General features: G+C 61.5%; 19 protein-coding genes and 4 pseudogenes. 10 read left to right on the plus strand and 13 right to left on the minus strand.

All coding sequences use genetic code 11. The features are described from left to right. Window positions 1-22: 22 nt before the first annotated feature. Window positions 23-1,150 (minus strand): cytochrome c oxidase subunit II, encoded by a 1,128-nt coding sequence (gene coxB / locus PSH84_RS00480; RefSeq protein WP_122567769.1) that lies wholly within the window; start codon window positions 1,148-1,150, stop codon window positions 23-25. Between the two features lie 371 nt (window positions 1,151-1,521). On the opposite strand from coxB, the gene PSH84_RS00485 reads away from it, so the two are divergent. Then, complete coding sequence (locus PSH84_RS00485; RefSeq protein ID WP_122567770.1) at window positions 1,522-2,172, plus strand: hypothetical protein; 651 nt, start codon at window positions 1,522-1,524, stop codon at window positions 2,170-2,172. Between the two features lie 305 nt (window positions 2,173-2,477). Here PSH84_RS00485 and PSH84_RS00490 read toward each other — a convergent pair whose 3' ends face one another. From PSH84_RS00490 to PSH84_RS00500, 3 genes are all read right to left on the minus strand, one after another. Next, a complete protein-coding gene (locus tag PSH84_RS00490; RefSeq protein ID WP_122567771.1) occupies window positions 2,478-4,007 on the minus strand; it encodes a SulP family inorganic anion transporter in 1,530 nt (509 codons plus the stop codon). 88 nt (window positions 4,008-4,095) lie between these two features. Then, window positions 4,096-4,827: a carbonic anhydrase gene (locus PSH84_RS00495; protein ID WP_060739823.1), complete on the minus strand. Its 732-nt coding sequence runs from the start codon at window positions 4,825-4,827 to the stop codon at window positions 4,096-4,098. 204 nt (window positions 4,828-5,031) lie between these two features. Further along, on the minus strand, window positions 5,032-6,090 hold the full coding sequence (locus PSH84_RS00500) for a PA0069 family radical SAM protein (protein WP_122567772.1): 1,059 nt from the start codon (window positions 6,088-6,090) through the stop codon (window positions 5,032-5,034). Between the two features lie 182 nt (window positions 6,091-6,272). Here PSH84_RS00500 and PSH84_RS00505 point away from each other — a divergent pair. Further along, a pseudogene (locus PSH84_RS00505) lies at window positions 6,273-6,954 on the plus strand (dual specificity protein phosphatase family protein). 4 nt (window positions 6,955-6,958) lie between these two features. Here the strand turns inward: PSH84_RS00505 and PSH84_RS00510 are convergent. The 3 genes and pseudogenes from PSH84_RS00510 to prlC form a co-directional block, all read right to left on the minus strand. Further along, window positions 6,959-8,947: a M3 family metallopeptidase gene (locus PSH84_RS00510; protein WP_305482129.1), complete on the minus strand. Its 1,989-nt coding sequence runs from the start codon at window positions 8,945-8,947 to the stop codon at window positions 6,959-6,961. 115 nt (window positions 8,948-9,062) lie between these two features. Further along, window positions 9,063-9,342: pseudogene (locus PSH84_RS00515) on the minus strand (YheV family putative zinc ribbon protein). Next, window positions 9,339-11,417 (minus strand): oligopeptidase A, encoded by a 2,079-nt coding sequence (gene prlC / locus PSH84_RS00520; protein ID WP_305482130.1) that lies wholly within the window; start codon window positions 11,415-11,417, stop codon window positions 9,339-9,341. The pseudogene PSH84_RS00515 and the gene prlC overlap by 4 nt, the downstream one beginning before the upstream one ends. A 72-nt stretch (window positions 11,418-11,489) precedes the next feature. Between prlC and PSH84_RS00525 the strand changes: the two genes are divergently transcribed. Both PSH84_RS00525 and PSH84_RS00530 read left to right on the plus strand, forming a co-directional pair. Beyond that, window positions 11,490-12,047, plus strand: coding sequence for a gamma carbonic anhydrase family protein (locus PSH84_RS00525; RefSeq protein ID WP_305482132.1), 558 nt, complete (start codon window positions 11,490-11,492; stop codon window positions 12,045-12,047). Window positions 12,048-12,244: 197 nt separating this feature from the next. Beyond that, window positions 12,245-12,895 (plus strand): HAD family hydrolase, encoded by a 651-nt coding sequence (locus PSH84_RS00530; protein WP_305482133.1) that lies wholly within the window; start codon window positions 12,245-12,247, stop codon window positions 12,893-12,895. Window positions 12,896-13,212: 317 nt separating this feature from the next. Here the strand turns inward: PSH84_RS00530 and PSH84_RS00535 are convergent, their stop codons facing one another. The 4 genes from PSH84_RS00535 to aspA all read right to left on the minus strand — a co-directional run bounded on the left by PSH84_RS00535 (window position 13,213) and on the right by aspA (window position 18,929). After that, window positions 13,213-14,205, minus strand: coding sequence for an AraC family transcriptional regulator (locus tag PSH84_RS00535; protein ID WP_122567776.1), 993 nt, complete (start codon window positions 14,203-14,205; stop codon window positions 13,213-13,215). Window positions 14,206-14,424: 219 nt separating this feature from the next. Then, the gene (locus PSH84_RS00540; protein WP_305482134.1) at window positions 14,425-15,429 is read right to left on the minus strand and encodes an asparaginase; all 1,005 of its coding nucleotides are present in this window, start codon (window positions 15,427-15,429) and stop codon (window positions 14,425-14,427) included. A 135-nt stretch (window positions 15,430-15,564) separates the two neighbouring features. Next, the gene (locus PSH84_RS00545) at window positions 15,565-17,016 is read right to left on the minus strand and encodes an alanine/glycine:cation symporter family protein (protein WP_122567778.1); all 1,452 of its coding nucleotides are present in this window, start codon (window positions 17,014-17,016) and stop codon (window positions 15,565-15,567) included. A gap of 488 nt (window positions 17,017-17,504) precedes the next feature. Further along, window positions 17,505-18,929 carry an aspartate ammonia-lyase gene (aspA, locus tag PSH84_RS00550; RefSeq protein ID WP_003196363.1) on the minus strand — a complete coding sequence of 475 codons (1,425 nt, stop codon included), beginning with the start codon at window positions 18,927-18,929 and terminating at the stop codon, window positions 17,505-17,507. Window positions 18,930-19,113: 184 nt separating this feature from the next. Between aspA and PSH84_RS00555 the strand changes: the two are divergent. The 5 genes and pseudogenes from PSH84_RS00555 (at window position 19,114) to PSH84_RS00575 (ending at window position 22,965) form a co-directional block, all read left to right on the plus strand. Continuing rightward, window positions 19,114-20,029 (plus strand): annotated as a pseudogene (locus PSH84_RS00555) (LysR substrate-binding domain-containing protein). Between the two features lie 371 nt (window positions 20,030-20,400). Next, window positions 20,401-20,893 (plus strand): annotated as a pseudogene (purE, locus tag PSH84_RS00560) (5-(carboxyamino)imidazole ribonucleotide mutase). Between the two features lie 12 nt (window positions 20,894-20,905). Further along, on the plus strand, window positions 20,906-21,991 hold the full coding sequence (locus PSH84_RS00565; protein ID WP_122567780.1) for a 5-(carboxyamino)imidazole ribonucleotide synthase: 1,086 nt from the start codon (window positions 20,906-20,908) through the stop codon (window positions 21,989-21,991). A gap of 102 nt (window positions 21,992-22,093) precedes the next feature. Continuing rightward, window positions 22,094-22,339, plus strand: a complete 246-nt coding sequence (locus tag PSH84_RS00570; RefSeq protein WP_003187057.1) for a GlsB/YeaQ/YmgE family stress response membrane protein — start codon at window positions 22,094-22,096, stop codon at window positions 22,337-22,339. 89 nt (window positions 22,340-22,428) lie between these two features. Continuing rightward, entirely contained in the window at window positions 22,429-22,965 is a 537-nt protein-coding gene (locus PSH84_RS00575; protein WP_122567782.1) for a DUF3299 domain-containing protein, read from the plus strand. A 136-nt stretch (window positions 22,966-23,101) separates the two neighbouring features. Here PSH84_RS00575 and PSH84_RS00580 read toward each other — a convergent pair whose 3' ends face one another. Together PSH84_RS00580 and PSH84_RS00585 are read right to left on the minus strand one after the other, a co-directional pair. After that, a complete protein-coding gene (locus tag PSH84_RS00580; protein ID WP_305482135.1) occupies window positions 23,102-24,001 on the minus strand; it encodes a D-hexose-6-phosphate mutarotase in 900 nt (299 codons plus the stop codon). Window positions 24,002-24,058: 57 nt separating this feature from the next. Beyond that, a complete protein-coding gene (locus PSH84_RS00585) occupies window positions 24,059-24,463 on the minus strand; it encodes an acyl-CoA thioesterase (RefSeq protein WP_003177184.1) in 405 nt (134 codons plus the stop codon). Between the two features lie 377 nt (window positions 24,464-24,840). Between PSH84_RS00585 and PSH84_RS00590 the strand changes: the two genes are divergently transcribed. Beyond that, on the plus strand, window positions 24,841-26,139 hold the full coding sequence (locus PSH84_RS00590; protein WP_122567784.1) for an MFS transporter: 1,299 nt from the start codon (window positions 24,841-24,843) through the stop codon (window positions 26,137-26,139). Window positions 26,140-26,416 lie beyond the last annotated feature (277 nt).

Below are 26,416 nucleotides of genomic sequence, written 5' to 3' on the forward strand. Positions count from 1 at the left end.
CGGGAACAAACGTCAGGCCGGCTCATTGGCTGTCCGCCTGTTTGAGTTCCAGCACTTCTTTAGGCGTCACCATGTCGCCCTTGTTGTTGCCCCAGGCGTTGCGTTCATAGGTCACGACCGCGGCGATATCGACTTCCGACAGCTGCTTGCCGAACGCGGCCATGGAGGTGCCGGGTTTGCCGTGGAAGACAATGTTCAGGTGATCCTTGATCGGCCCGGTGGCGATTTTCGAGCCCTTGAGCGCCGGGAACATCGGCGGCAAGCCCTGGCCTTCGGCCTGGTGACAGGCTACGCAGGTGGTGTGGTAGACCTTGTCACCACGCTCAACGAGTTCTTCGCGCGTCCATTCCTTGCTGGTCAATTCCTTAAGCTGCGCGGCCTCGGCCTTGCGTTCGCCCAGCCATTTTTCGTAGTCGGGCTTGCTCTTGACCTCCACCACGATCGGCATGAAGCCGTGGTCCTTGCCGCACAGCTCGGCGCATTGGCCGCGGTACAGGCCGGGCTTGTCGACACGGGTCCAGGCTTCGTTGACGAACCCGGGGATCGCATCGCGCTTGACCGCGAAGGCCGGCACCCACCAGGAGTGGATCACGTCGGCGGAGGTCACCAGAAAGCGCACCTTGGCATCGACCGGCAGCACCAGCGGCTTGTCGACCTCCAGCAGGTAATGCTCGCCCTTGGCGCTCTGGTTATGGATCTGTTCGGCGGGGGTCGCCAGGTTGCTGAAGAACTCGACGTCCTGGCCCAGGTACTTGTAGTGCCACTTCCATTGATAGCCGGTGATCTGGATATCGATGTCCGACTCGCTGGAGTCGTACATCTTGATCAGGGTGGCGGTGGCGGGAATCGCCATTAGCACCAGGATCAGGAAGGGCACGATGGTCCAGAGAATTTCGACGCGGGTGTTTTCGTGGAAATGCGCAGCATTCTGGCCGGTTGAACGGCGGTGCATCATCATCGACCAGAACATGGCGCCGAAGACGATGATGCCGATGACCACACAAATCCAGAAGATGGTCATGTGCAGGTCGAATACTGCGTTGCTGATCTGTGTCGCTCCAGGCGCCATATTCACAGTCCAGGCCGCTTGTGCCTGGCTGAAAATCGACCACAACAGGAGGCCCATCCATACGTGTGGATGTCGCGTCATTGCGGGTTCCCCTTATCGTTCTTGTTATCCCGTAGGCGTAAAGCCTGCGGCAAGGGATCGGCTATTCAGACTGCTTAATTGACTCGCCGCGCCTTGCTGCACATGCAATCGGGTGTCATCAGCTAACTCCATTCCAAACCGAGTATAGACAGCACCTGCAACCTCGCAACGCGATGGCGTAAATCGTTTGAAACAGCCGGGGCTTGCGCTAGAGCCCACGAATGGAGAAGGATGCGAACTGAGTGATGGCAAACCGATATAACTGTGGCGCAGCAAGGATGAGGCGGTTATGAAAAATAGGTCTTAGGAGTGTTTTTGCGCCAGCTAAGTTATGTCTTCCCTATTTCATTGCCTTGTTTCCTGGAGTTGTCATGAACACCGCCGCATTGCGCGAGCAGATCCAAAAAGCCCAACAACACGAAGCCGAGACCGGCCAATTGACCCGCCAGCTGGAGGCCCAGCTGCCGCACCTGCATGCCGCGATCCAATTGCCAGACATCGACGCGAAGGGCGTCATGACCCGTTTTGTCACCGCTTACATCGAGCAAGTACCGGACCTGCTGGACGCCGCCAACGAGGTGGCTCGCGAAGCCGGGATCGAATCGCAGATCAAGCCGGTGCTGAAGATCGCCGAACAGTTTTTTCTTCAGCCACCGAAGTTGATGGAAGGCCACGTTGGCCTGGACAGCCTGCTGGACGAGGCCTACCTGGCCCACCGGCTGGTGGAGGAGGTCAACGATCTGTACATCAAGCACTTCAGCCAGCCGCTGATTCCGTTGGACATGACCGTCGCCAACCTGATCGCTCACCATCTGATCGGCGAGCCGTTCGCCAACCAGTTGGACGAAGCCGTGCATCACGCCGTGGATGAAATGCTCGACGAAGACAGCTTTGCGCTGGAATCGGTGGAGTCTTACCGCGAGAAAATCGGCAGCCCGGACACGGGTGCAGCCTGGAAGCGCTGGCCTTGCCTGTCACGCCAGCTGGGCGTTGGGCTGGAGCTGGATCAGCCGGCGGCTTGATGAGTTGAAATGCAAACCCCTTGTGGGAGCGGGCTTGCTCGCGAAGGCGGAGTGTCAGGCAGCATTTAGCTAACTGATCCACCGCTTTCGCGAGCAACCCCGCTCCCACATTGAATCTGTGGTGTTCATCAATCATATGCGCGACACCACAACCCCTGTGGGAGCGAGCTTGCTCGCGATTGCATTGGACCAGCAACATCGCAGTTGGCTGATACATCGCTATCGCGAGCAAGCTCGCTCCCACATTGGGTCTGTGGTGTTCATGAATCATGTGCCCTACACCCAACTCCTATGGGAGCGAGGTGTCAGGCAGAGGCTGCGCCAACCCCCACGGTGGTACGCAACCGCCCTTCCAGCCGGCGCTTGAGCCCACGGGATTCGATCAGCAGCTTCGAACCCTTGCTGGCGTTCGCCCGGCCCCATTCTTCCAGCAACTCCAGGCAGGAGTGATCGATGTAGCTCAGGTTATTGAGCGGCACATGCACGGTCGCGCCTGTCGGTATGGTGCCCAGCACCTGGGTCAGCGCCGGTACCTTGAGGAAGGTGGCCGCCCCGACCAGTCGCAGTTCCATCTCGCCTTCCTGGGGCAGGTCGATCAGGCTGATTTTCAGGCGCGAGGCTTTCCAGGCCAGTTTCACCAGGGTCAGGCCGAAGCCGATCAGCACACCGGTCAGCAGGTCGGTGAAGATGATCGCCAGCGCCGTTGCGGCGTAGGTGAACATCGGCATCCGGCCATAACGACCCAGGCTGCGAAACGCCTTGAGGTCCACCAGTTTGAAACCGGTGTAGACCAACACACCCGCCAGGCTTGCCACCGGAATGCTTTGCAGCACGCTGGACAGCAACAGCACGAACAGCAACAACCACAGGCCGTGGAAAATCGTCGACATCCGCGTGGTGGCCCCGGCCTGGACGTTGGCCGAGCTGCGCACGATCACCCCGGTCATCGGCAGGGCTCCGAGCAGGCCGCAGAGCATGTTGCCGATCCCTTGCGCCGACAGCTCCCGATCGAAGTCCGCACGCTCACCACTGTGCATGCGATCGACGGCGGCCGCCGACAGCAGGGTTTCGGCGCTGGCGATGAAGGCGACCGCGAATGCGGCGACCAGCAGCGTCGGGTCGGCCAGGTTCAACAGGTCTGCCGGGCGCAGCCAATCAATAGCTTCGGCCAGGTTCTCCGGCACTTCCACGCGCTTGACCTGCAAGGCCAGCAGCAGGCTGGCGACGGTCGCCAAGCCGACACCCAGCAAGGCGCCAGGGACGAAGCGCAGGCTGTGGGGACGAAATTTTTCCCACAGCCACATCACCGCAATCGTCGACAGGCCGAGCAGGCCGGCCTGCCAGCCGAAGGACGGCAAGGCCTGGGCCACCGCCGCCGGGAACGCCGCGAGGTTATCCAGCCCTGAGGGCTTGGGCGCGGCGTCGAGCATCACATGGACCTGGGACAACACGATCAGCACGCCGATACCCGCCAGCATGCCGTACACCACCGCAGGCGCCGTGACCCGGAACCAGCAACCGAGGCGAAAACGCCCGGCCAACAATTGCAGAAGACCGGCCAGCAACAGGATCGGCCCGAGCATTGCCACGCCATGCTGGCGTACCAGTTCGAAGACCAACACCGCCAACCCGGCGGCCGGGCCGCTGACTTGCAGCTTGGAGCCGGCCAGAAAACCGACTACCAGACCGCCGATGATGCCGGTGATCAGGCCTTTGGCCGGTGGCAGGCCGGAGGCGATGGCAATGCCCATGCACAAGGGCAGCGCCACCAGGAACACAACCACCGAAGCCAGTAGCTCCCGTGGCAGAACAGCTTTTAATTGAGCAGCACGCATGGCGACTCTCCCGAAGTTTTCTTCAGGCATGGCGAAGCCCTACCGCGCAAATGGCGGCAAGGCTTGAACCACACAAGTTTAAGAGTGGTTAGAAGCGCGCTTTGGGCGTCGCCACCGGTATCGGATGGCTGCCATCGAGCGGCAGGAAACGTCCCTGGTCCGCGTCAAAGGCTTTGATCTCGCTGGTCTCGATGTTGTACACCCAGCCATGGATGAACAACTGACCGCTGGCCATGCGCGACGCGACCGAGGGATGCGTTCGCAAATGCTGCAATTGCGCGATCACGTTCTCTTCGGTGAGGATGGGCATGGTCTGTTTTTCATCGCCGCACGGACAGTTGTCGTGGACCATGGTCTTGGCCACTTCGGCGTGGCGCAGCCAGGCTTTTACCGTGGGCATTTTTTCCAGGGTGTCGGGGTTGAGCACCGCACGCATGGCGCCGCAATCGGAATGGCCGCAGACAATGATGTGCTGCACGCCGAGGGCCAGCACGGCGTATTCGATGGCGGTGGAGACGCCGCCGTTCATTTGCCCATAAGGCGGCACGACGTTGCCGACGTTGCGGGTCACGAACAGGTCGCCGGGGGAGCTATGGGTGATCAACTCGGGCACGATGCGCGAATCGGCGCAGGTGATGAACATCGCCCGGGGCGCTTGGGCGGTGGCGAGTTTCTTGAAGAGTTCTTCCTGTTGCGGAAAGATCTCGTGATGGAAATGCAAAAAGCCGTCAACAATATGCTGCAGCGCTGCATCGGCGGTTTCCGCCTCGGGTTGGGCTGAAGCCGACGCAGCCAACGGCTGTTTATCCTTGTCACTCATGATTCATCCTCTTTGACGGTATGACGCCAGTGGCTGGTTAAAAAACATCCAGGTCGAGATGTTCGACCCGTCAGTCACTCGCTGAACAAGGTAGCGGCCGAAACTTAACTCAAACTGAAATCGAAGGCTCTAGGACAACGATTCCAGGGGTGGCGAAACACTGGCGCAGATCATGTCCAGTGGCCTTTACAGGGTCAACTTTAATCAAATCAACGACATCTGTCGGCCCGGCGGACAGAAGGCATCGCAGTCAAGATTGTATCCGTCACGGCGCTCCAGCCCCAGGCGCTTGAGTGCCTTGGCAAATCGCTGGGCCAGCAGGTCGGCGAACGGGCCTTCGCCGCGCATCCGCGCACCGAAGCGGCTGTCATACAGTTCGCCACCGCGGCTCTGGCGCACCAGGCTCAGCACATGGGCGGCGCGTTGTGGGTAGTGCGCCTGCAACCATTCCTCGAACAGCGGCGCGACTTCCAGCGGCAGGCGCAGCATGACGTAGGCGGCATTCTGCGCGCCGGCGGCGTGGGCTTCGGCCAGCAGGTTCTCGATCTCGCTGTCGTTGATCATCGGGATCATCGGTGCACACAGTACCCCCACGGCAATGCCCGCCTCGCGCATGACCTTGATCGCCCGCAGCCGCGCCTTGGGCGCCGCCGCCCGGGGTTCGAGAATGCGCTTGAGTTCATCGTCCAGGGTGGTGAGGCTGATCATCACGTGCACCAGGCGCTGTTGCGCCAGCTCGGTCAGCAGGTCCAGGTCGCGCAGGATCAGCGAACCCTTGGTGACGATGGTCACCGGATGCCGATAACGCAGCAGCACCTCGAGAATCCGGCGGGTTATCCGCTGTTCGCGTTCGATAGGCTGATAGGGATCGGTGTTGGAACCCAGTGCGATCGGCGCGCACTGATAACCGCGCCGGGACAATTGCTCTTCCAGCACATCGGCGGCATTGGTCTTGGCGATCAGCTTCGTTTCGAAATCCAGCCCCGGCGACAGGTCCCAATAGGCATGGCTGGGCCGTGCGTAGCAGTAGATGCAACCGTGTTCACAGCCTCGGTACGGGTTGATCGAGCGGTCGAACGGAATATCGGACGAGGTGTTGCGGGTAATGATGGTCTTCGCCGTTTCGATGCGCACCTCGGTGCCTTGGGTCGGCGGGACTTCCTGGTACCAGCCGTCATCTTCGGCCACCGAGCGACTCGGGGCGAAGCGGTTGTGCGGGTTGGTCGCGGTGCCGCGGCCGCGCGGTGGAAGGGAGGCTGGCATGGGAATACTCCGATAGCTGTATGTGCATACAGTATTCGCTGTGTTCGATTAAGACCAGTGCCATTGAGCAGCCCAAATACCGGATCGGCGTTCACAACGCTTTGACGTTCTACTCACAGGCTTTTAACCGGAGCGAGCCGACACTGAGCCTCTCGTGTTTCTTCGTACTCGGTCGTCCGTGCATGCTCAAGCTCTGTTCCCATTCGTTGTTGTGCCTGGCCTTGCTCACCGGGCTGGCCGAGGCGCCCGCCCAAGCGGCCGATTCCATTGATGCGAGGCCCGCTGAATGGGCGCAGCCGGTGGCAAAGGACTACAACCCTCTATCAGATGTCTCCGACGCTTTACCGCAGCTCCCTGCCGGACGGCGGGACGCTGCCCTGGCTGACGAAGCTCAGGATCGGCACGGTCATCAACTTTCTGCCGGAGTCGGACCAACGCTGGCTGTCCACCCCCGGCATCGAGCAAGTGCAGTTGCCCTATCGCACCAACCATGTCGACGACAGCGACATACTCAGGGCCTTGCGCGCTGTCCAGGCGGCCGAAGCCAAGGGGCCGGTGCTGATGCACTGCAAGCACGGCTCGGACCGCACCGGGCTGGTGGCCGCCATGTACCGGGTGGTGGTCCAGGGTTGGAGCAAGGAGGACGCGTTGAACGAGATGACCGAAGGTGGCTTCGGTGACAGTCATCACTTCAAGGACGGCGTGCGCTACATGATGCAGGCCGATGTCGACAAACTCCGCACGGCGCTGGCGAACGGCGATTGCAGCACCAGCGTCTTTGCCCTTTGTTCTCTGGAGAGTTGGGTCAACTCGACGACCACGGCCCATCACCTTGATCCTCAGGCTGTGCTTCCAGAGCGCTGATCGGTCATGTGGCTAAAAACGCCTGGATCGATTCGAACAACGGTCGCGTATCGCCCGGCTCGAAAATCGTCTCGCGCAACGCCCGCCCGGTTTGCGGATTGAACAGCCCGTCGCGCTGGAATTTTTGGAAGACGCTATTCGCCAGTTCTTTCGACCAGGCGTAGGCGTAGATCCCGGCGCCATAGCCGGTCACCAGATAGTCCAGGCCATTGGGCCAGCGTTCGGTGGCGGACACGGGCAGGTGGCCGACGTGTGCGCTGACTTGATCGAACACGTCTTGAGCCGTACGTCCGTCGCCGTGGTGATGGTGCACCTGCATGTCAAACAACGCATCGCGCAAGAACGCGGCAAACCCCCAACTGGTCTGGGTATTGAGGTAGACCAGCAACTGATCGGCAATCCTGTCCGGCAGTGGCTTCCCGGTTTGGTGGTGTTTGGATATACGAATCAGACATGGCTTGGAAAAGCACCATCGCTCGAACAGGACTCCGGCAAATTCCGCCGTATCCCTGGACAGTTCGGTAATGCCCGAAACATCACGATACTCAGCCCGGGTCAGCAAGTGGTGCAAGCAATGGCCGAATTCATGAAAGAGGATGCGTAGTTGCCGATGATCCAACAGGACAGGATTGGCATCTGAGGCGCGTGGTAACCAGCCATGTAGAACGGCAATGGGATGCCGCGGGCGGCCCTCGGCGGTGACGCGACGATTTCGCAAGGTGGTGGTATTGGGGAAGCCTTGTTCGTTCTCATCCTCGAACGGGTCGAAATAGAGATAGCCTAGGGTCTCGTCCCGCTCGCGAATTTCAAAAAGGCTTACGTCGGGATGCCAAGCAACTACGTCTTTACGCTCGATGATGTCCACGCCGAACAGGTCCCTTGCGATCAGCGTCAGCTGCAAAAACGTGGCATCCAGCGCAAACCAGGCTCTGACGCTTTGTTCTGAAACACCAGCCGCCTGCCGACGAAGCTTTTCTGCCAGGTATGGATAATCCCAGGGCTGTAGCTCGCTGAAACCTTGTGTTGTGGCAAATGCCTCCAGTTGTTGAGCGTCCCGGATAAACACGCTTTGCTGTTGTTTGAGTTGTTCCTGCAAGAACATCAGGACCTGTTCGGGCGACTCGGCTTGCTCTGGTTCGATCGCCATTTGGGCATAACTCGAATAGCCCAGCAAGGTAGCGTAGTGATGACGGTCCCTGAGCAATTGCCGGAGCACTTCACCGTTGTCGAATATGCCGGCGTGCGGTCCATGATCCGATGCGCGAGTGCTGTAGGCCACGTACATTTGCTTACGCAAAAGGTGATTGTCGGCGTAACAGGTGACGATGCGAAACGACTCTTCATTGAGCGTCAGCAACCACCCCGTGTGTCCAGCATCGCGCGCCTGGTCGGCCATGCGTTGTTTGAACGACGACGGCAGGCCGCTCAATCGGGTTTCATCGTCAAACGCTGTGCGCCAGGCTTTATTGGCCTCGTACACATGTTCCAGGAACAGCATCTGAGCGCCTTGGATGCGCAGCTTCAGGTCTTTCAGGCCTGTCTGCGTGGTGTCGGCCAATCCGTTGCGACGAAACTGTCGGAGGATTTTTTCCAGCGTTCTTTTTCTCGCCAGGGTGAAATGCCGGGCTATCGGGCTGTTCGCCAACCGCTGATAAAGCTGAAACAGTTCGGGGTTGTGTTTGAGCGATCGCTGGAAATCCTGTAGTCGTTCGCTGCAGTCCAGCGAAGCCTGCACCCAGTCGTCACCGATCCTGTTCCAGGCCAGACGCTCCAGCACATAACCGAAGCCCTTCAACCGGGCGTGAATCTCGTCCATTGCCAACACGAGGTCGTCCCAGGTGGGAAACGGTGTCTGGGTCCTGATGATCTCGGCCACTTGAGCGCGACTCTCGGCAATGATCTGGTCGAGGGCCGGCGAAAAATGCCGGGCTTGGATCTGGGAAAAAGGCGGCAGGTCATGGGCCTGCAACAGCGGATTGTCATCGGTGGGCATCGGAAGCCTTCCATGGACTGAACGGGATGAACAGTCTGGGCAGGCCGGTGTGCGGCAGGGCGATATATATGTATCGCTTCCGGGCCGTGGGGCCCGGAAGGTGATACCGGATCATTCAGTCGGTTTTTTTCTTCAACTTGGGATTGGGGAAAAACTGCACCGCCTGGACCTTGGCGTCCGGCACCTTGAGCGCCGAGGTGTTGACCCGGGTGCCCAATTCCTTTGGGCACCGACAGGCCTTGCTCGTTGAGCGTGTCGGAATAACCACAGGCCACGCACTCGCGGTGCGGTACGCCGTCTTCGTTCCACATCATCAATTTGTCCGGCTCGCTGCAGGCCGGGCAGACCGCCCCGGCGATAAAGCGTCGTTTGGTAATCACAGGCCCCTCGCTCATGCTGCCGCGTCCTCGGTCAGGCCGCTATGGCGCAAGAGTGCGTCAATCGACGGCTCACGGCCACGGAAGTCGACGAACAGCACCATCGGTTCCTGGGAGCCGCCACGGGCCAGGATCGCCTCGCGGAAGGCGCGACCGGTGTCGGCATTGAGCACGCCGTCTTCCTCGAATTTGGAGAAGGCATCGGCCGACAATACTTCCGCCCATTTGTAGCTGTAGTAGCCCGCCGCATACCCGCCGGCGAAGATGTGGGCGAAGCTGTTGGGGAAGCGGTTGTAGGCCGGTGGACGCATGACCGACACCTCGTCGCGCACGCCTTCGAGCACTTGCAGCACGCTGCGGCCATCGCCGTGGGTGGCGTGCAGCTCGAAGTCGAACAGCGAGAACTCCAGCTGACGGACCATCATCAGGCCGGACTGGAAGTTTTTCGCCGCGAGCATTTTTTCCAGCAGGTCCTGGGGCAGTGGTTCACCGGTTTCGTAGTGGCCGGAAATCAGCGCCAGGCCTTCGGGTTCCCAGCACCAGTTCTCCATGAACTGGCTCGGCAGCTCCACGGCATCCCAGGCCACGCCGTTGATGCCGGACACGCCGGCGTGTTCGACACGGGTCAGCAGGTGGTGCAGGCCATGGCCGAACTCGTGGAACAGGGTGGTGACTTCATCGTGGGTCAGCAGCGCCGGCTTGCCGCTGTCGGCCGGGGTGAAGTTGCACACCAGGTTGGCGACCGGGCTTTGCAGCACGCCGTCGAAGGTGCGACGACGGTCGCGGGCGCCGTCCATCCAGGCACCGCCACGCTTGTTGGCGCGGGCATAGAGGTCGAAGAAGAAGCGGCCGACGTGCTGGCCGTTCTCCTTGATTTCGAACAGGCGCACGTCCGGGTGCCAGCTGTCGAAGCCTTTCAGTTCGGCGATCTCGATGCCGTAGAGGCGCTGCACGATGGCGAACAGGCCGCTCAGTACCTTGTCGATCGGGAAGTAGGCGCGCAGGGCTTCCTGGGCCACGCTGTAACGCTGCTGGCGCAGTTTTTCACCGTAGAAACCGCTGTCCCAGCTTTGCAGGTCGGGGCAGCCCTGTTCGGCGGCGAAGGCTTTGAGCTGCTCCAGGTCCAGGGCGGCGAACGGCTTGCTGCGCTTGGCCAGGTCCCGCAGGAAACTGAGGACCTGATCGCTGGATTCGGCCATCTTGGTGGCCAGGCTCAACTCGGCGAAGTTGGCGAAACCGAGCAGTTGGGCCAGTTCCTGGCGCAGGTCGAGGATCTGCTCCATCACCGGGCCGTTGTCGTTCTGCCCGGCATTCGGGCCTTGGTCCGAGGCGCGGGTGCAGTAGGCGGCGTAGACTTCTTCACGCAGGGCGCGGTCTTCGGCGTAGGTCATCACCGCGTAATAGCTGGGGAATTCCAGGTTGATCAGCCAGCCGTCGAGTTCTTTGGCCTGGGCGGCCGCAGCCATTTGCGCCTTGGCCGAGTCGGTCAGGCCGGCGAGGGCGGCCTCGTCGGTGACGTGCTTGGTCCAGGCCTGGGTCGCGTCCAGCAGTTGATTGGAGAAACGGCTGCCCAGCTCGGACAGTTTGCTCTGCACCTCGGCGTAGCGCTTCTGCTGCTCGGGCGGCAAGTCGATGCCCGACAGGCGGAAATCGCGCAGGGAGTGTTCCAGGATGGTTTTCTGCGCCACGTCGAAGCCGGCGGCTTCCGGGCTGTTTGCCAAGGCTTCGAAGGCCTGGAACAGCTCGCGGTTCTGGCCCAGTTCGGTGGAGTAGGCACTCAGCGCCGGCAGGCAGGCCTCGTAGGCTTCGCGCAGTTCCGTGCTGTTGCGCACGGCATTCAGATGACTGACCGGGCTCCAGGCCGCGCCCAGGCGATCATTGAGTTCGTCCATCGCCAATACCAGGCCGGCCCAGGTAGGCTGCTGGACTTGGGTCTTGAGGAGTTCGGCAATGGCCGCACGGTTATCAGCCAGGATCTGCTCGATGGCCGGTTGCACGTGCTCGGCACGGATCGCCGAGAATGGCGGCAGGTCATAGGGCTGCAAAAGAGGGTTGTTCACGCTCACGGTCGACACCTTGGCTGGAAGAAACATCGGCCCATCTTAATTACAATCGGCGCTCACCGCAGCTAGCAGCGCCTATCACCGGATAAGAGAGAGCCTATCGTGACCCTTCGCACGTACCAGAACCACAGCCCACGGCTTGCCCGTGGTGCTTTTGTCGACAGCACCGCGGTGGTGATCGGCGACGTCGAAATCGGCGAAGACAGCTCCGTCTGGCCGCTGACGGTCATTCGCGGCGACATGCACCGCATCCGTATCGGTGCGCGTACCAGCGTCCAGGATGGTTGCGTGCTGCACATCACCCATGCCGGGCCCTTCAATCCGGAGGGTTTCCCGTTGCTGATCGGCGACGACGTGACCATCGCCCACAAGGTCATGCTCCATGGTTGCTCGGTGGGCAGCCGGATCCTGATCGGCATGGGCAGCATCGTCATGGACGGCGCGGTGGTCGAAGATGATGTGATCATCGGTGCCGGCAGCCTGGTGCCGCCGGGCAAACGCCTGGAAAGCGGCTTTTTGTATGTGGGCAGCCCGGTGAAACAGGTCCGGCCGCTGACGGACAAGGAACGTGCGTTTTTCACCTACAGCGCGGCGAACTACGTGAAGCTCAAGGACCTGCATCTGGCTGAAGGTTACGACCGGCCTGAATCGCCCACCTAAGATGTCGAATGAACCGTTGTGGCGAGGGGATTTATCCCCGCTGGGCTGCGCAGCAGCCCCGAAGCCGACCACCGCAGTGTGCCAGGTTGTTACATTCAGTCTTTTGGGGGCTGCTGCGCAGCCCAGCGGGGATAAATCCCCTCGCCACAGTTTCATTCAGCCTGTTGAGTGAACTGCATGACCACCCAGGAACAGCCATGCACTACCAAACCGTACTCTTCGACCTCGACGGCACCCTCACCGATCCCCGGGAAGGCATCACCCGTTCGATCCAGTTCGCCTTGAGCAAGCTGGGCATCGACGAACCCGACCTGACCCGCCTCGAGCACTTCATCGGCCCGCCGCTGTTGCAGGCCTTCATGCAGTTCTATGACTTCGACGAAGCGAAGGCCTGGGAGGCGGTGAATTTCTATCGTGAGCGATTCAAGGTCACCGGTCTTTATGAGAACCGTGTTTTCGACGGCGTGATGCCGCTGCTGGAAACCTTGGGCGGCCAAGGGCGCCAGTTGTACATCGCCACTTCCAAACCCTGGGTCTTCGCCCGGGAAATCGCCCGCCACTTCGACTTCGCCCGGCACTTCAAGGTGATCTACGGCAGCGAATTGGACGGCACCCGTACTAACAAAGTCGAGCTGATCGCCCACCTGCTGGCCGAAGAAGGCCTCGACCCGGCCAGCACCCTGATGATCGGCGACCGCAAACACGACCTGATCGGCGCCCACAGCAATGGCCTGGATGCGGCAGCGGTCGGGTATGGGTTTGGCAGCCACGAAGAGCTCAGCACCGAGCGCCCGGCGTATCACTTCCAGACGGTGGGTGAGTTGCATCAGGCGTTTTTGCGGCGCTGACTGGATCGCCATCGCGAGCAAGCTCGCTCCCACAGTATTCCGAAGCGCCCACAAAATCGGTTGCCTACTACCACCCCCTGTGGGGGCGAGCTTGCTCGCGATGGCGGCAGCCCATACCCCCCCAGCCTCAAGGCGTCCACTTGTGGCGAGGGAGCTTGCTCCCGCTCGGCGGCGCAGCCGTCGTAACCAGGCTGATGCGGTTTGATTGGACGGATGCGCCAGCCTTTTTGGGGCGGCTTCGCCACCCAGCGGGAGCAAGCTCCCTCGCCACGGGGGTAGCCATGCCTGGCCCGACAAGGGTAGATGAAAGCGCCGCTTCAGGCCCTGAACTGGCTGGGCGCCACGCCGCTCCAGCGCACGAAGGCATGGCGGAAGCTGGCGGTTTCGCTGAAGCCCAGGCGTTCGGCGATTCGATAGATCGGCAATTGGTCCTCGCAGAGCATCTGCTTGGCCCGCTCGAAGCGCAGTTCGTCCAGCAGCTCCTGGTAACTGCAGCCCAGGTCCTTGAGGTGGCGGCGCAAGGTGCGCGCCGAGCAGTTCATCTGTTCGGCCAGGCCTTCCAGGCCGGGGGCGGCGTCCAGTTGGGCGTCGAGCAACTGGCGGATCCGTCCCAGCCAGGCTTGGCGTCCGGTGAATTCGGTGTTCTGCCGGCGACAGCGTTCGGCCATGGCGTGGTGGGTAATGGGGTCGGCCAGGGGCAAGGGTTGTTCTAGCCAGTGGCGGTCGAAGGCGAACGCGTTATCGACGCTGTCGAAGCGCACCGGGCAGTCGAAGAGCGCGGTGTAGTGCGCCTGGTAATCGGGCGCCGGGTGTTCGAAGCGCGCAGCGTGCAAGGGCAACGCATGGCCGAGGAGGTCATTGCAGATCACCTTCAGCGAAACCATGCAGAACTCGGCATTGAACACCGCCAGGGCCGGGTTCTCCCGATAATCGCTGGCGCTGAACCAGATGTGCTTGCCATCGTCGTCCAGACTCAGTTCGAAGAGTGTTCCCAACAGCGCCGGATAACGCAGTGCCAGGCGCAAAGCGTCACCTAAGGTGGCACTGGTGAGCAGGGCATAGCCGAGCATGCCGTAGGACGAAACGTGCATGCGCAGGCCCAGTTCCAGGCCGATGTCGCGCTTGAGGGCCACGGCGTTGGCGCAGACCTGCATCTCCTGGTTGGTGGTGATGCGCGTATCGGCCCGGCTCAGGTCCGCCGCGCTGATGCCGCTGCCAGCCAACAAGGCATCGCTGGGCAACCCTGCGCTTTTAAAGGTGCTCAGCACCAGTGAGACGGCGTTGAGGGTGGTGAGGTGGGAATGAAGCATGTCCGTTTCCAGCCTGGGGGAGCTGGAAACGGAGCAAGTTATATGCCGGGTAAAAATCGGAAGTTCAACACAACCTCTAATGTGGGAGTGAACCTGTGGGAGCAAAGCTTGCTCGCGAAGAATGATGACGCGACCTTACAGTTGATCCGTGTCGCCTGCATCGCGAGCAAGCTTTGCTCCCACAAGAGCCCCTCCCACAGGTTTTTGCAGTGTCTAAGCTCAGCTCAGCTCGCCGCACAGGTCCAGTTCTACCAGCCGCCGAACCTCTTCCACCGGCAGGCCGGCGCCAATCAACGCCTGCAACTTGCCGAACGCGGCCTCGCGGGTCATGCCGCCGCCGGACAGCACGCCGACACCGCGCAAGCGGCTACCGGCTTCATACACGTCCAGCTCGACGCCCCCTTCATGGCATTGGGTTACCGCCACGACCACTACGCCGCTGTCCCGCGCCCGCTCGAGGCTGGCGAGGAAGGCCGGGTTGTCGCTCGGCCCGGTGCCGCTGCCGTAGCACTCCAGCACCAGGCCCTGGATACCGCTGCCGAGCAGGCCATCGAGGATCTGTGCACTGATGCCGGGAAACAGCGGCAGCGCCGCGATGTTCGCCAGTTGCTTGGGCTGGTTGTAGTTCAACTGCGCCGGCAACGAGGAGGCTTTGACGCCACCGCCCTGGCGTTCCAGGCGCTTGAACGGGTGACGACCGAAGCTGCGCACCTTCGCGCAACGGGTCGGCGCCAGCAGCTCACCATGGAAGTACAGGTGTACGCCCGGCGCCAGGCCCTGGCCGAGGGCGACCAGCGCGCCGCTGAGGTTTTCCCAGGCGTCGCTGTCGGTCACGCCGGCGGGCAGCATCGAGCCGGTGAAGCAGACCCGCGCATGCAGGCCCAGCAGTTGGAAGCTCATCGCCGCCGCGCTGTAGGCCAGGGTGTCGGTGCCGTGCAGGATCAACACGCTGTCGCAGCCCTGCACGTCCACGGCATCGACCACCGCTTCGCGCAGTTGCTGCCAATAGGCCGGGGTCATGTTGGCGCTGTCGATCAGCGGCGACATTTCCCGGAAGCGCCATTGCGGCACGACGAGTTCGGGTTGGCTGTGCAGGTAGTCGCGCATCCGCGCTTCGAAACCGGATGCCGGGGCCAGGCCGTGGGCGCTGGCCTGCATGCCGATGGTGCCGCCGGTGTAGAGCACCATGACGTGCTGGGCGGCAGGGTAGGTCAAGGAATTCATGGTTGTTCTCCGAGGACGAAAGCGGCAGCTTGGGTCAGCCGCCACAACATAAGGCCGAGCATGACGCCGACCTTAGGTTGTGTCACGCCGGGCGCAGGGGATGCGCCCGGTTTTTTCCAAACAGCTTATTACCGATCAGCGTTGCGCTGCGGCCACGCCAGCAGTCGCGGCGTCAGGCTTGGTAACCGGTGCCGACGGGGTAGCTGGCCATGCGTTGCGGTCCAGGTCCAGGTCCGGGAACTTGCTGGAGTCGAACACAGGTACCTTGATGCCGGCCGAACGCTGGTCATCGTAGTCACGCAGGATGCGCATGCCGACCTTGAACAGCAGGAACAGCGCGATCAGGTTCACGAACGCCAGCAGGGTCATGGTGATGTCGGCGAACGCGAACACGGTGCCGAGGTTTTCGATGGCGCCCCAGAAAATCAGGACCAGGACCAGCGCACGGTAGCCCATCAGGACCTTGCGATTGTCACCCATCATGAAGCGCAGGTTGTTCTCGCCCAGGTAGTAGTTGTAGAGGATCGAGGTGAACACGAACAACGACAGGGCCACGGAGATGAATATCCGGCCCCAGTCACCCACGACGGCCGCCAGGGAGTTCTGGGTCAGGGCAATGCCGTCGCCTTCGAAGCCCGGGGTGTAGAAGCCCGACAGCAGGATCAGCAGCGCGGTGCAGGTGCAGATCACGAAGGTGTCCAGGAACACGCTGAACGCCTGGACCACGCCTTGGGCGACCGGGTGTTCGACCGACGCGACGGCGGCGACGTTAGGCGCACTGCCCAGGCCGGCTTCGTTGGCGAACACGCCACGCTTGACGCCCATGACGATGGCGCTGCCGATCAGGCCGCCGAAGGCTTGGTCCAGACCGAAGGCGCTCTTGACGATAGTCGCCAGCATGCCCGGTACGTGTTCGAACTGCAGCACGATCACGTAGAGGGTCACGGCGATATACGCCAGGGTCTTGACCGGTACCAGCAGGTCGGCAACCTTGGCGATGCGCTTGATTCCGCCGATGAACACCAGGCCCAGCAGCACCGCCAGGCCGAGGCCGGTGTAGGTGGTGTCAAAGCCGAAGGCGTTGTTCAGGGAATGGGTAACCGCGTGGGCTTGCAGGCCGTTGAAGGCGAAGCCGAAGGTGACCAGCAGCAGGAACGCCATGATCATGCCCAACCAGCGTTTCTGCAGGCCGTGCTGGATGTAATAGGACGGGCCGCCACGATACTGGCCTTCGGAGTCGCAGCGCTTGTAGAGCTGGCCGAGGGAGCACTCGAAGAAGCTGCTGGACATACCGACCAGAGCGGTTACCCACATCCAGAACACCGCACCAGGACCGCCGAGGGTCACGGCGATGCCGACACCGGCGATGTTGCCCGCGCCGACACGGCCGGCCAGGCTGAGCATCAGGGCCTGGAAGGAACTGAGCTGGTCAGTGCTGCTTTTCAGGCTGTCACGGAACACCGTGAACATGTGGAAGAAGTGACGGAACTGGACGAAACGCGAGCGGATCGTGAAGTAGCTTCCGAGCCCGACAATGAGCACGATCAGCACTTTCCCTGAGAGGAAGTCGTTGATGACTTCGAGCATGAGTATTCCTCGCTGTTTTTTGTTTAAGCAAATGCTGGCCATTTGGAAACATCGCGTTACATCGGTCGGCGCGCGCCCCGACAGGTGAGGCGAAGTTTCGTCCCGGTCCATTTTCGCGGGTTTGTTATTAGTTCGGTTTTCGCATGTTTAAGGGTTTCGTTGCGGACGACCGCTCATGCGAAGAGGGGCGGCACTATACCTATCAGTGCGGTGCCCGTCTGCACAGTTGTGGTGCGTCCGACGAAGCGGACCCTTTGAAACACCTGGCCTTACGGTCAGGTTCTTGTGGGGGAAAGCCTGCTCGCGTTGGCTGGCGACGCGGTTTACAACGGGCAGCGCGTCGTCGTTTATCGCGAGCAGGTTCCTTCCCACAGGTTCGGTCATCCTTTGCGGCTATCAATTAAAAAAAGGGCTTGGGGAAGATCCCCAAGCCCTCAAAAGGTGAGAGGTGTCTAGTCCCTCGACCTGGTGAGCGGTGGCCGTGTCGATCACGCTTTGAGCGGGACCAGACGCGGAGCAATCATGTTTTCCGGGCGCAGGATGTCGTCGAGCATGGCGTCGTCGAGCAAGCCTTCTTCGCGCACCAGTTCCAGCACGCCGCGGCCACTTTCCAGGGCAACACGGGCGATGCGGGTGGCGTTTTCATAGCCGATGTACGGGTTCAGGGCGGTGACCAGGCCGATCGAGTGCTCGACCAGTTCACGGCAGCGCGCTTCGTTGGCGGTGATGCCGACGATGCAGTGCTCGCGCAGCATGTCCATGGCCCGTTGCAGCAGGCGGATCGAGTCAAAGATCTTGAAGGCGATCAGCGGTTCCATCACGTTCAGTTGCAGTTGGCCGCCTTCGGCCGCGATGGTCAGGGCCAGGTCGTTGCCAATGATCTGGAATGCCACCTGGTTGACCGCTTCCGGGATTACCGGGTTGACCTTGCCGGGCATGATCGAGCTGCCTGGCTGGCGGGCCGGCAGGTTGATTTCGTTGATGCCGGTGCGTGGGCCGCTGGACAGCAGGCGCAGGTCGTTGCAGATCTTCGACAGCTTGACCGCGGTGCGTTTGAGCATGCCGGAGAACAGCACGAAGGCACCCATGTCGGAGGTGGCTTCGATTAGGTCGGCGGCCGGGACCAGCGGCTGGCCGCTGATGGTCGCCAGGCGCTGCACGGCCAGGGCCTGGTAGCGCGGGTCGGCGTTGATGCCGGTGCCGATGGCGGTACCGCCCAGGTTCACTTCGGTGAGCAGTTCAGGCGCCAGGGTTTTCAGGCGCGCCAGGTCTTCGCTCAGGGTGGTGGCGAAGGCGCGGAATTCCTGGCCTAGGGTCATCGGCACGGCGTCTTGCAGCTGCGTGCGGCCCATTTTCAGGACGTGGCTGAATTCTTCACCCTTGGCCGCGAACGCCTGGATCAGGCTGTCGAGGCTGGCCAGCAAGGCGTCGTGACCCAGCAGCAGACCCAGGCGGATCGCGGTCGGGTAGGCGTCGTTGGTGGACTGCGCCATGTTCACGTCGTTGTTGGGGTGCAGGTACTGGTACTCGCCTTTCTGGTGGCCCATGGCCTCCAGCGCGATGTTGGCGATGACTTCGTTGGCATTCATGTTGGTCGACGTGCCGGCGCCGCCCTGAATCATGTCCACCACGAATTCTTCGTGGAAGTCGCCGCGGATCAATCGTGCACAGGCTTCGCTGATGGCGGCGTGCTTGGCTTCGCTGAGCTGGCCCAGTTCGCGGTTGGCGTCAGCGGCAGCCTGTTTGACCATTGCCAGACCGACCACCAGTTTAGGGTAATGCGAGATCGGGACGCCGGAGAGACGGAAGTTGTTCACCGCTCGTAGGGTCTGGATGCCGTAATACGCTTGCGCTGGTACTTCGAGTACGCCAAGCAGGTCTTTTTCTGTGCGGAATGATGCAGCGGAGGACATGACGGAAATCATCTCGATAAGGACCCGGTCTGAGCCGGAACGCTGTGGATCCTAGGCTCTGGGAGAAAATAGGGCCAATGCTGTTAAACACTGGCCTATGCATATTCGGCATAATGCCGGTGTGACGCCGGCGGTGCGGCGAACGTGTGACCTGTTTTGGTGCGTGTAGGGGAGGACGTGATGAATCTTGAAAGCAAAATGGCTTGAGGACTTCAGTGCCCTGGCCGCTACCCGCAGTTTTTCCCAGGCGGCCGAGCGGCGTTTCGTGACGCAGCCGGCGTTCAGCCGACGGATCCGCAGCCTTGAGGCGGCGCTGGGGCTGACCCTGGTCAATCGTTCACGTACGCCCGTCGAGCTGACGGCGGCGGGGCAGTTGTTCCTGGTGACGGCGCGTACGGTGGTGGAGCAGTTGGGTGAAGTGTTGCGCCATTTGCATCACCTGGAAGGCGGGCAGGGCGAAGTCATCCAAGTGGCCGCCGCCCACTCCCTGGCGCTGGGCTTCTTCCCGCGTTGGATCGCGCAACTGCGCAATGAAGGGGATGAACATCGCCACGCGACTGGTGGCGACCAACGTCGGCGACGCCGTCCACGCCTTGCGGGAAGGTGGCTGCGACTTGATGCTGGCCTTCTACGATCCGGATTCAGCCATGCAGATGGACCCGGAGATTTTCCCGTCGCTGCACCTGGGCCAGACCGAAATGCTGCCGGTGTGCGCCGCCGATGCCAACGGCAACCCGCTGTTCGACCTTGAAGGCGAGGCCAGCGTGCCGCTGCTGGCCTACAGCGCCGGGGCCTTCCTGGGGCGTTCGGTCAACCAGTTGCTGCGTCAGCGGGCGCTGCGTTTTACCACGATCTACGAGACGGCCATGGCCGACAGCCTGAAAAGCATGGCCCTGGAAGGCCTGGGCATCGCCTGGGTGCCGCACCTGAGCGTACGTGCCGAACTGGCCCGGGGTGAGCTGGTGATCTGCGGCGGCACGCAATGGCACGTGCCCCTGGAGATCCGCCTGTACCGCTGCGCCCTGGTGCGCAAGGCCAATGTGCGACTGCTGTGGCGCAAGCTCGAAGGCGGCGCGGCGCAGGGTGCCATCGGATCCTGAAAACAACGCAGACCCTTTGTGGGAATGTCACGGATATCAGGCATCACAGAGCCCCTGTGGGAGCGAGCTTGCTCGCGATGACGGACTGACATTCAAAGTTGCATTGACTGACCTGTCGCTATCGCGAGCAAGCTCGCTCCCACAATGGATCAGCGCTATTCCCTCGCTGACCTGCAGGTCAATAAAACCGCCGCTTAACTGCAAACGACAGATGGTCGGCGAAAGTGCGTTTAACGCACCATTTTCGGTATACTGCCCGGCCTTCGGTCGGTTCGCCCGGCCATAATTCGTACAACAAGCCACGCCGGTTTCCTGCGTGGCTTGTTGGTTTTTGACGCGCCTGCGGGCGCCCAGAGAGAAGAGGCACGACGATGAGTGCACTGGTTGGCGTGATCATGGGCTCCAAGTCCGATTGGTCCACCCTTAGCCACACCGCCGATATGCTGGAAAAGCTCGGCATCCCTTACGAGGTGAAAGTGGTCTCCGCCCACCGTACCCCGGACCTGCTGTTCCAGTACGCCGAAGAGGCCGAGGCGCGTGGCATCGAGGTGATCATCGCCGGTGCCGGTGGCGCGGCCCACTTGCCGGGCATGTGCGCGGCCAAGACCCACCTGCCGGTGCTGGGCGTGCCGGTCCAGTCGTCGATGCTCTCGGGCGTCGATTCGTTGCTGTCGATCGTGCAGATGCCAGCCGGCATCCCGGTCGCCACCCTGGCCATCGGCAAGGCCGGCGCGATCAACGCGGCCCTGCTATCGGCGAGCATCCTGGGCGCCAAGCATCCACAATTTCATACCGTGCTGAAAAAAATTCCGCGCTGAGCAGACAGACAGCGTCCTGGACAATCCAGACCCACGCATTGCCTGAGGTTGTTGACGAATGAAGATCGGTGTAATCGGTGGCGGCCAGTTGGGTCGCATGTTGGCCCTGGCAGGTACGCCGCTGGGGATGAACTTCGCTTTCCTGGACCCGGCGCCGGACGCCTGTGCCGCGGCGCTGGGTGAACACCTGCGGGCTGACTATGGCGACCAGGATCACCTGCGCCAATTGGCCGATGAAGTCGACTTGGTGACCTTCGAATTCGAAAGCGTCCCGGCCGAAACCGTGGCCTTCCTGTCCCAGTTCGTCCCGGTCTACCCGAGCGCCGAAGCCTTGCGGATCGCCCGTGACCGCTGGTTCGAAAAGAACATGTTCAAGGACCTGGGCATCCCCACGCCGGCCTTCGCCGACATTCAGTCCCAGGCCGACCTGGACGCCGCCGTCGCCGCCATCGGCCTGCCGGCCGTGCTCAAGACCCGCACCCTGGGTTACGACGGCAAGGGCCAGAAAGTCCTGCGCACGCCTGAAGACGTGGTCGGTACGTTCGCCGAACTCGGCAGCGTGGCCTGCCTGCTGGAAGGTTTCGTGCCGTTCACCGGGGAAGTCTCGCTGATCGCCGTGCGTGCCCGCGACGGTGAGATCCGCTTCTACCCGCTGGTGCACAACACCCACAAGGACGGCATCCTCAAGCTGTCCGTCGCCAGCACCGATCATCCGTTGCAGGCCCTGGCCGAGGATTACTCCAGCCGGGTGCTCAAGCAACTCGACTATGTCGGCGTGATGGCGTTCGAGTTCTTTGAAGTGGACGGTGGCCTCAAGGCCAACGAAATCGCACCTCGGGTCCACAACTCCGGGCACTGGACCACCGAAGGCGCCGAGTGCAGCCAGTTCGAAAACCACCTGCGGGCGGTGGCCGGGCTGCCGCTGGGCTCGACCGCCAAGGTCGGTGAGAGCGCGATGCTCAATTTCATCGGCAAGGTCCCGGACAGCGACAAGGTCCTGGCGATTGCCGACTGTCATTTGCATCACTATGGCAAGGCGTTCAAGGTCGGGCGCAAGGTCGGCCACGCCAACCTGCGCTGCGCAGACCGGGCCACACTGGCCCAGCAGATCATCAAGGTCGAGACGCTGATCGCCGAACAATAATCTGGGACGGCGGTGGAACCATTCGTCGGCTAATCTCTCTCATGGCTAAGTGCCAAAGCCTGACCGGGCTTTGGCTTACTGACTTAACCAGAGGGGAATGCCATGGGAATCATCGGAACCATTTTTATCGGCTTGATCGTTGGCCTGCTGGCGCGCTTCCTGAAACCGGGCGATGACAGCATGGGCTGGATCATGACAATCCTGCTCGGTATCGGCGGTTCGTTGGCAGCCACTTATGGCGGCCAGGCCCTGGGCATCTACCAGGCCGGCCAAGGCGCTGGCTTTATCGGTGCCCTGGTGGGCGCGATCGTGTTGCTGGTGATCTACGGCCTGATCAAAAGAAACTGATCCAAATGCATCAAGGCCCCCTCTGCGTGGCGAGCAGAGGGGGCTAGAATGCTCGGCGTTTCACTTTTCATTCATTGCCGAGCCCTTTCATGCGCCGTCTAGTATTGACCCTTCTTCTGCTGGGCAGTGGCCTGGCCCATGCTGCCGAGCTGCCGGAAACCGACTGGCTCGAACTGATGCCCAAGTCGGACCAGAAAGCCCTCGAGGCCATGCCCGAGATCGACCACAACTCCCCGGAAGCCAACGGCACCTTCACTGAAAAAGGCGGCCTGAAGCAAAGCAAGGGCTTGCCGGCGGTGATGTATTCGACCAAGACCGTGGCGGCGATGAACGACAGGCACATCCGCATTGGCGGTTATCCGGTGCCGCTGGAAACCGACGCCAAGGGCCGCAGCACGCTGTTCTTTCTGGTGCCCTACCCCGGCGCTTGCATCCACGTCCCGCCACCGCCGCCTAACCAATTGGTACTGGTGCGCTATCCCAAGGGCCTGAAGCTGGACGACATCTACACGCCGCTCTGGGTGACGGGCACGCTGAAGATCGAAAAGGTCGACAACGACCTGGCGAGTGCGGCGTATGCGCTGGAGGCGGAGAAGGTTAGGGTGGTGCAGGAGGCGGATTTGTAACAGGCCGCAGATATGGCGTAGATCCAAATGTGGGAGCGGGCTTGCTCGCGAAGGCGGCGTGTCAGTCAAATGAGTATCAACTGATACACCGCCTTCGCGAGCAAGCCCGCTCCCACAAGGGGATTTTCAGTGTGGCCTAGAGCGGCTTGCTGCCGACGCTCACGCCCAAGGTATGGCTGGCCTGCGGCAACAACGTCACCACATCGTCCATCACATTCGCCGTCTCGATGCACAGCATGCGCTGCCAGCCATCGTCGGCCATGTCGCTGAACGCCTTGGCGCGTTCGGTCCAGGGGTTCCAGATCACTGCCGAGCGCGAACCGCTGCTGGTCAGTTCGATCCGACGTTCCCACTGCGGATCAAGGATGCTCAGCTTCGGCGGGGTATTGAGGTAGATACGGTCGGTCTCGCCGGCGAAGTGCAGGTCGCCGGCCTGGGTGACGGTTTTCCAGTCGTCCAGGGTTTCGATATAGCTCAAGCCATCCACCCCTTCGACGTGCACATTGCGCACGTCGCTCACGGCAAAATAGCTGTGCTGCGCCTGGCTGAGACTGACGGTTTCGCTGCCACGGTTATGGCTGGTGAGGCGGATGTGCAGTTGCTCGTCCATCACGATGGCCAGCGTCAGGTCCACCTGATGAGGCCAGCCCGAGAGGCCGTTTTCAGGATAGGGCAGCACGAACTCCACCTTGAGGCTTTCGCCTTCGGCTTCGATGCCCTTCAATTCCCAATCCATGGCCCGCACCAGACCGTGGGCGGTGGCCGGGTCGTTGCTCACGCGCATGGCCTGCACGCTGTCGGGGTTGCGCGTCAGGTTGCCGAACCACGGCCAGCACACCGGCACGCCCGCGCGGATGCTTTTGCCGGCCTTGAACGTGGCCTGGTCGTTGAGCCAGATCAGTGGCGGCTGGCCGTCCACTTGATAACTGAGGATGTGCGCGCCTTGCTGGGCCACCAGCAACTCGGCCTGACCGTGACGGATGCGCCAGGCGTTCAGTTCATCCAGTTTGACCGCTTCGACGTTGGGCGTAGGCATGTTGCAAATCTCGCTCGGTATCAGGGACTGCAATGGACCGCAAAACGGCCGCCGTGTTTAACGGGCGCGCGGCGGAACCGAGCGGGTACGCCCGCTGCCGTCGATGGCGACGAAGACAAAGACCGCCTCGGTCACCTTGCGCCATTCACTGGACAGCGGATCGTCGCTCCAGACCTCGACCATCATCTGGATCGAGCTGCGGCCGATTTCCAGCGCCTGGGTATAGAACGACAACTGCGCACCCACCGCCACCGGCACCAGGAACGCCATGCGATCGATCGCCACAGTGGCTACGCGTCCGCCAGCCACTTTGCTGGCCATGGCGGTGCCGGCCAGGTCCATCTGGGACACCAGCCAACCGCCGAAAATATCGCCGAAGCCGTTGGTCTCGCGAGGGAGCGCGGTAATTTGCAGGGCCAGGTCGCCTTGCGGGATTGGATCTTCTTGTTCGAGCTCTATCATGCCGGGGGTGCCTCTGACCCGTAACGCTGTCTGGTACTTCAGGTGAATAGCCGTCTTTTTAAAAAACGATTCAGCCCGAACATACTGCGTTCGTCACGTTTTTCGTAAAGGCGTGCCAAAGGGAAACTCTGCGAAACCGGCTGGTTCTGGTACTACGTCACCAACGACGTTTTCGCACAGCAACCCCTTACAGAGTACTGCAAGGTTGCGAGTATATCGGGCGATAGACGTCGAGACGACCACTCGGTTCTGATTTCGACTGTCAAATACGCGCCTCTATGTGCTTTTTCGAACAATTTGCTATCGTGCCGAACCTGTCCAGGCCCCAACCCGTGTTGCCAGGGTTGCAGAACCGACTATAAGAGAAGCCCTTGCCAATGACCACTGCGCCTTCGAGCACGGCGACACCCGCACAGCCGGCACGTCCATTGACTCGCAACGATTACAAGACCCTGTCGCTTTCAGCCCTGGGCGGTGCGCTGGAGTTCTACGATTTCATCATTTTCGTGTTCTTTGCCACCGTGGTCGGCAAATTGTTCTTTCCTGCCGAAATGCCTGAATGGCTGCGCCTGATGCAGACCTTCGGCATTTTTGCCGCCGGCTACCTGGCTCGGCCCCTGGGCGGGATCATCATGGCCCACTTCGGCGACCTGCTGGGGCGCAAGAAAATGTTCACCCTGAGCATTTTCATGATGGCTGTGCCGACCCTGATCATGGGCCTGTTGCCCACCTATGCACAGATCGGCATGTGGGCGCCCATCCTGCTGTTGTTGATGCGCGTGATCCAGGGCGCGGCCATCGGCGGGGAAGTGCCGGGCGCTTGGGTATTCGTTTCCGAACACGTTCCGGCACGCCACATCGGCTATGCCTGCGGCACCCTGACCTGCGGCCTGACGGCGGGGATTCTGTTGGGTTCGCTGGTCGCCACGGCCATCAACAGCATTTATACGCCGGTGGAAGTGGCGGATTACGCCTGGCGGATTCCGTTCCTGATGGGCGGTGTGTTTGGCCTGTTTTCGGTGTACCTGCGGCGCTGGCTGCACGAAACCCCGGTATTCGCCGAACTGCAACTGCGCAAGGCCCTGGCCGAGGAAGTGCCGCTGCGGGCCGTGCTGCGTGATCATCGCGGCGCCATCGCCATTTCCATGCTGCTGACCTGGCTGCTGTCGGCCGGCGTCATTGTGGTCATCCTGATGACACCGACCGTGCTGCAGACGGTGTACCACTTCAGCCCGACCGTTGCATTGCAGGCCAACAGCCTGGCGATCGTGTTCCTGAGTTTCGGTTGCATCGGTGCGGGTGTGTTGGCCGACCGTTTCGGTGCCGGCCGGGTGTTTGTCTTCGGCAGCGGTTTGCTGATGATCACGTTCTGGACCTTTTACCACTGCCTGTTCGACCACCCCGAGTGGCTGTTCCCGCTGTATGCCTTGAGTGGCTTGCTGGTGGGCACCATCGGCGCGGTGCCGTATGTCATGGTCAATGCCTTCCCGGCCGTGGTGCGCTTCAGCGGTCTGTCGTTTTCCTACAACCTGGCTTACGCGATCTTCGGCGGGTTGACGCCGATGATCGTGACCTTGCTGTTGAAGGAGAGCTCGATGGGGCCGGCGTATTACGTGGCGGCCATCTGTGGGATCGGGATTGTGGTGGGCGGGTATCTCTGGAAGAAGGGTCGCTAAGGCGGCGCTGCCCACATAAGGCAGGTGTGTTCATTGTGGCGAGGGAGCTTGCTCCCGCTGGGTTGCGCAGCGACCCCCTTTTTTGTGAGTGCTGCGCACTCAAGCGGGAGCAAGCTCCCTCGCCACGGATTAGTCCTCTCTGTAAATGCTCTATCGCCAGGGAATCATCCTGCAAAACTCAATGCTGGCCTTTCATCCAATTGTCATATTTCAGCCATAGAGTGTTCACACGGCTTACCAATACTTGGCCGACTTAACACACCTATCTGCTAGGAGT

The organism is Pseudomonas beijingensis (genome assembly GCF_030687295.1).
Lineage (GTDB): Bacteria > Pseudomonadota > Gammaproteobacteria > Pseudomonadales > Pseudomonadaceae > Aquipseudomonas > Aquipseudomonas beijingensis.

What these genes read in the sequence shown, in the direction of transcription:
- coxB (WP_122567769.1), bottom strand. Translation starts at nt 1,150, where the DNA reads ATGACGCGACATCCACACGTATGGATGGGCCTCCTGTTGTGGTCGATT.
- PSH84_RS00485 (WP_122567770.1), top strand. Translation starts at nt 1,522, where the DNA reads ATGAACACCGCCGCATTGCGCGAGCAGATCCAAAAAGCCCAACAACAC.
- PSH84_RS00490 (WP_122567771.1), bottom strand. Translation starts at nt 4,007, where the DNA reads ATGCGTGCTGCTCAATTAAAAGCTGTTCTGCCACGGGAGCTACTGGCT.
- PSH84_RS00495 (WP_060739823.1), bottom strand. Translation starts at nt 4,827, where the DNA reads ATGAGTGACAAGGATAAACAGCCGTTGGCTGCGTCGGCTTCAGCCCAA.
- PSH84_RS00500 (WP_122567772.1), bottom strand. Translation starts at nt 6,090, where the DNA reads ATGCCAGCCTCCCTTCCACCGCGCGGCCGCGGCACCGCGACCAACCCG.
- PSH84_RS00510 (WP_305482129.1), bottom strand. Translation starts at nt 8,947, where the DNA reads ATGCCCACCGATGACAATCCGCTGTTGCAGGCCCATGACCTGCCGCCT.
- prlC (WP_305482130.1), bottom strand. Translation starts at nt 11,417, where the DNA reads ATGTTTCTTCCAGCCAAGGTGTCGACCGTGAGCGTGAACAACCCTCTT.
- PSH84_RS00530 (WP_305482133.1), top strand. Translation starts at nt 12,245, where the DNA reads ATGCACTACCAAACCGTACTCTTCGACCTCGACGGCACCCTCACCGAT.
- PSH84_RS00535 (WP_122567776.1), bottom strand. Translation starts at nt 14,205, where the DNA reads ATGCTTCATTCCCACCTCACCACCCTCAACGCCGTCTCACTGGTGCTG.
- PSH84_RS00540 (WP_305482134.1), bottom strand. Translation starts at nt 15,429, where the DNA reads ATGAATTCCTTGACCTACCCTGCCGCCCAGCACGTCATGGTGCTCTAC.
- PSH84_RS00545 (WP_122567778.1), bottom strand. Translation starts at nt 17,016, where the DNA reads ATGCTCGAAGTCATCAACGACTTCCTCTCAGGGAAAGTGCTGATCGTG.
- aspA (WP_003196363.1), bottom strand. Translation starts at nt 18,929, where the DNA reads ATGTCCTCCGCTGCATCATTCCGCACAGAAAAAGACCTGCTTGGCGTA.
- PSH84_RS00565 (WP_122567780.1), top strand. Translation starts at nt 20,906, where the DNA reads ATGAAGATCGGTGTAATCGGTGGCGGCCAGTTGGGTCGCATGTTGGCC.
- PSH84_RS00570 (WP_003187057.1), top strand. Translation starts at nt 22,094, where the DNA reads ATGGGAATCATCGGAACCATTTTTATCGGCTTGATCGTTGGCCTGCTG.
- PSH84_RS00575 (WP_122567782.1), top strand. Translation starts at nt 22,429, where the DNA reads ATGCGCCGTCTAGTATTGACCCTTCTTCTGCTGGGCAGTGGCCTGGCC.
- PSH84_RS00580 (WP_305482135.1), bottom strand. Translation starts at nt 24,001, where the DNA reads ATGCCTACGCCCAACGTCGAAGCGGTCAAACTGGATGAACTGAACGCC.
- PSH84_RS00585 (WP_003177184.1), bottom strand. Translation starts at nt 24,463, where the DNA reads ATGATAGAGCTCGAACAAGAAGATCCAATCCCGCAAGGCGACCTGGCC.
- PSH84_RS00590 (WP_122567784.1), top strand. Translation starts at nt 24,841, where the DNA reads ATGACCACTGCGCCTTCGAGCACGGCGACACCCGCACAGCCGGCACGT.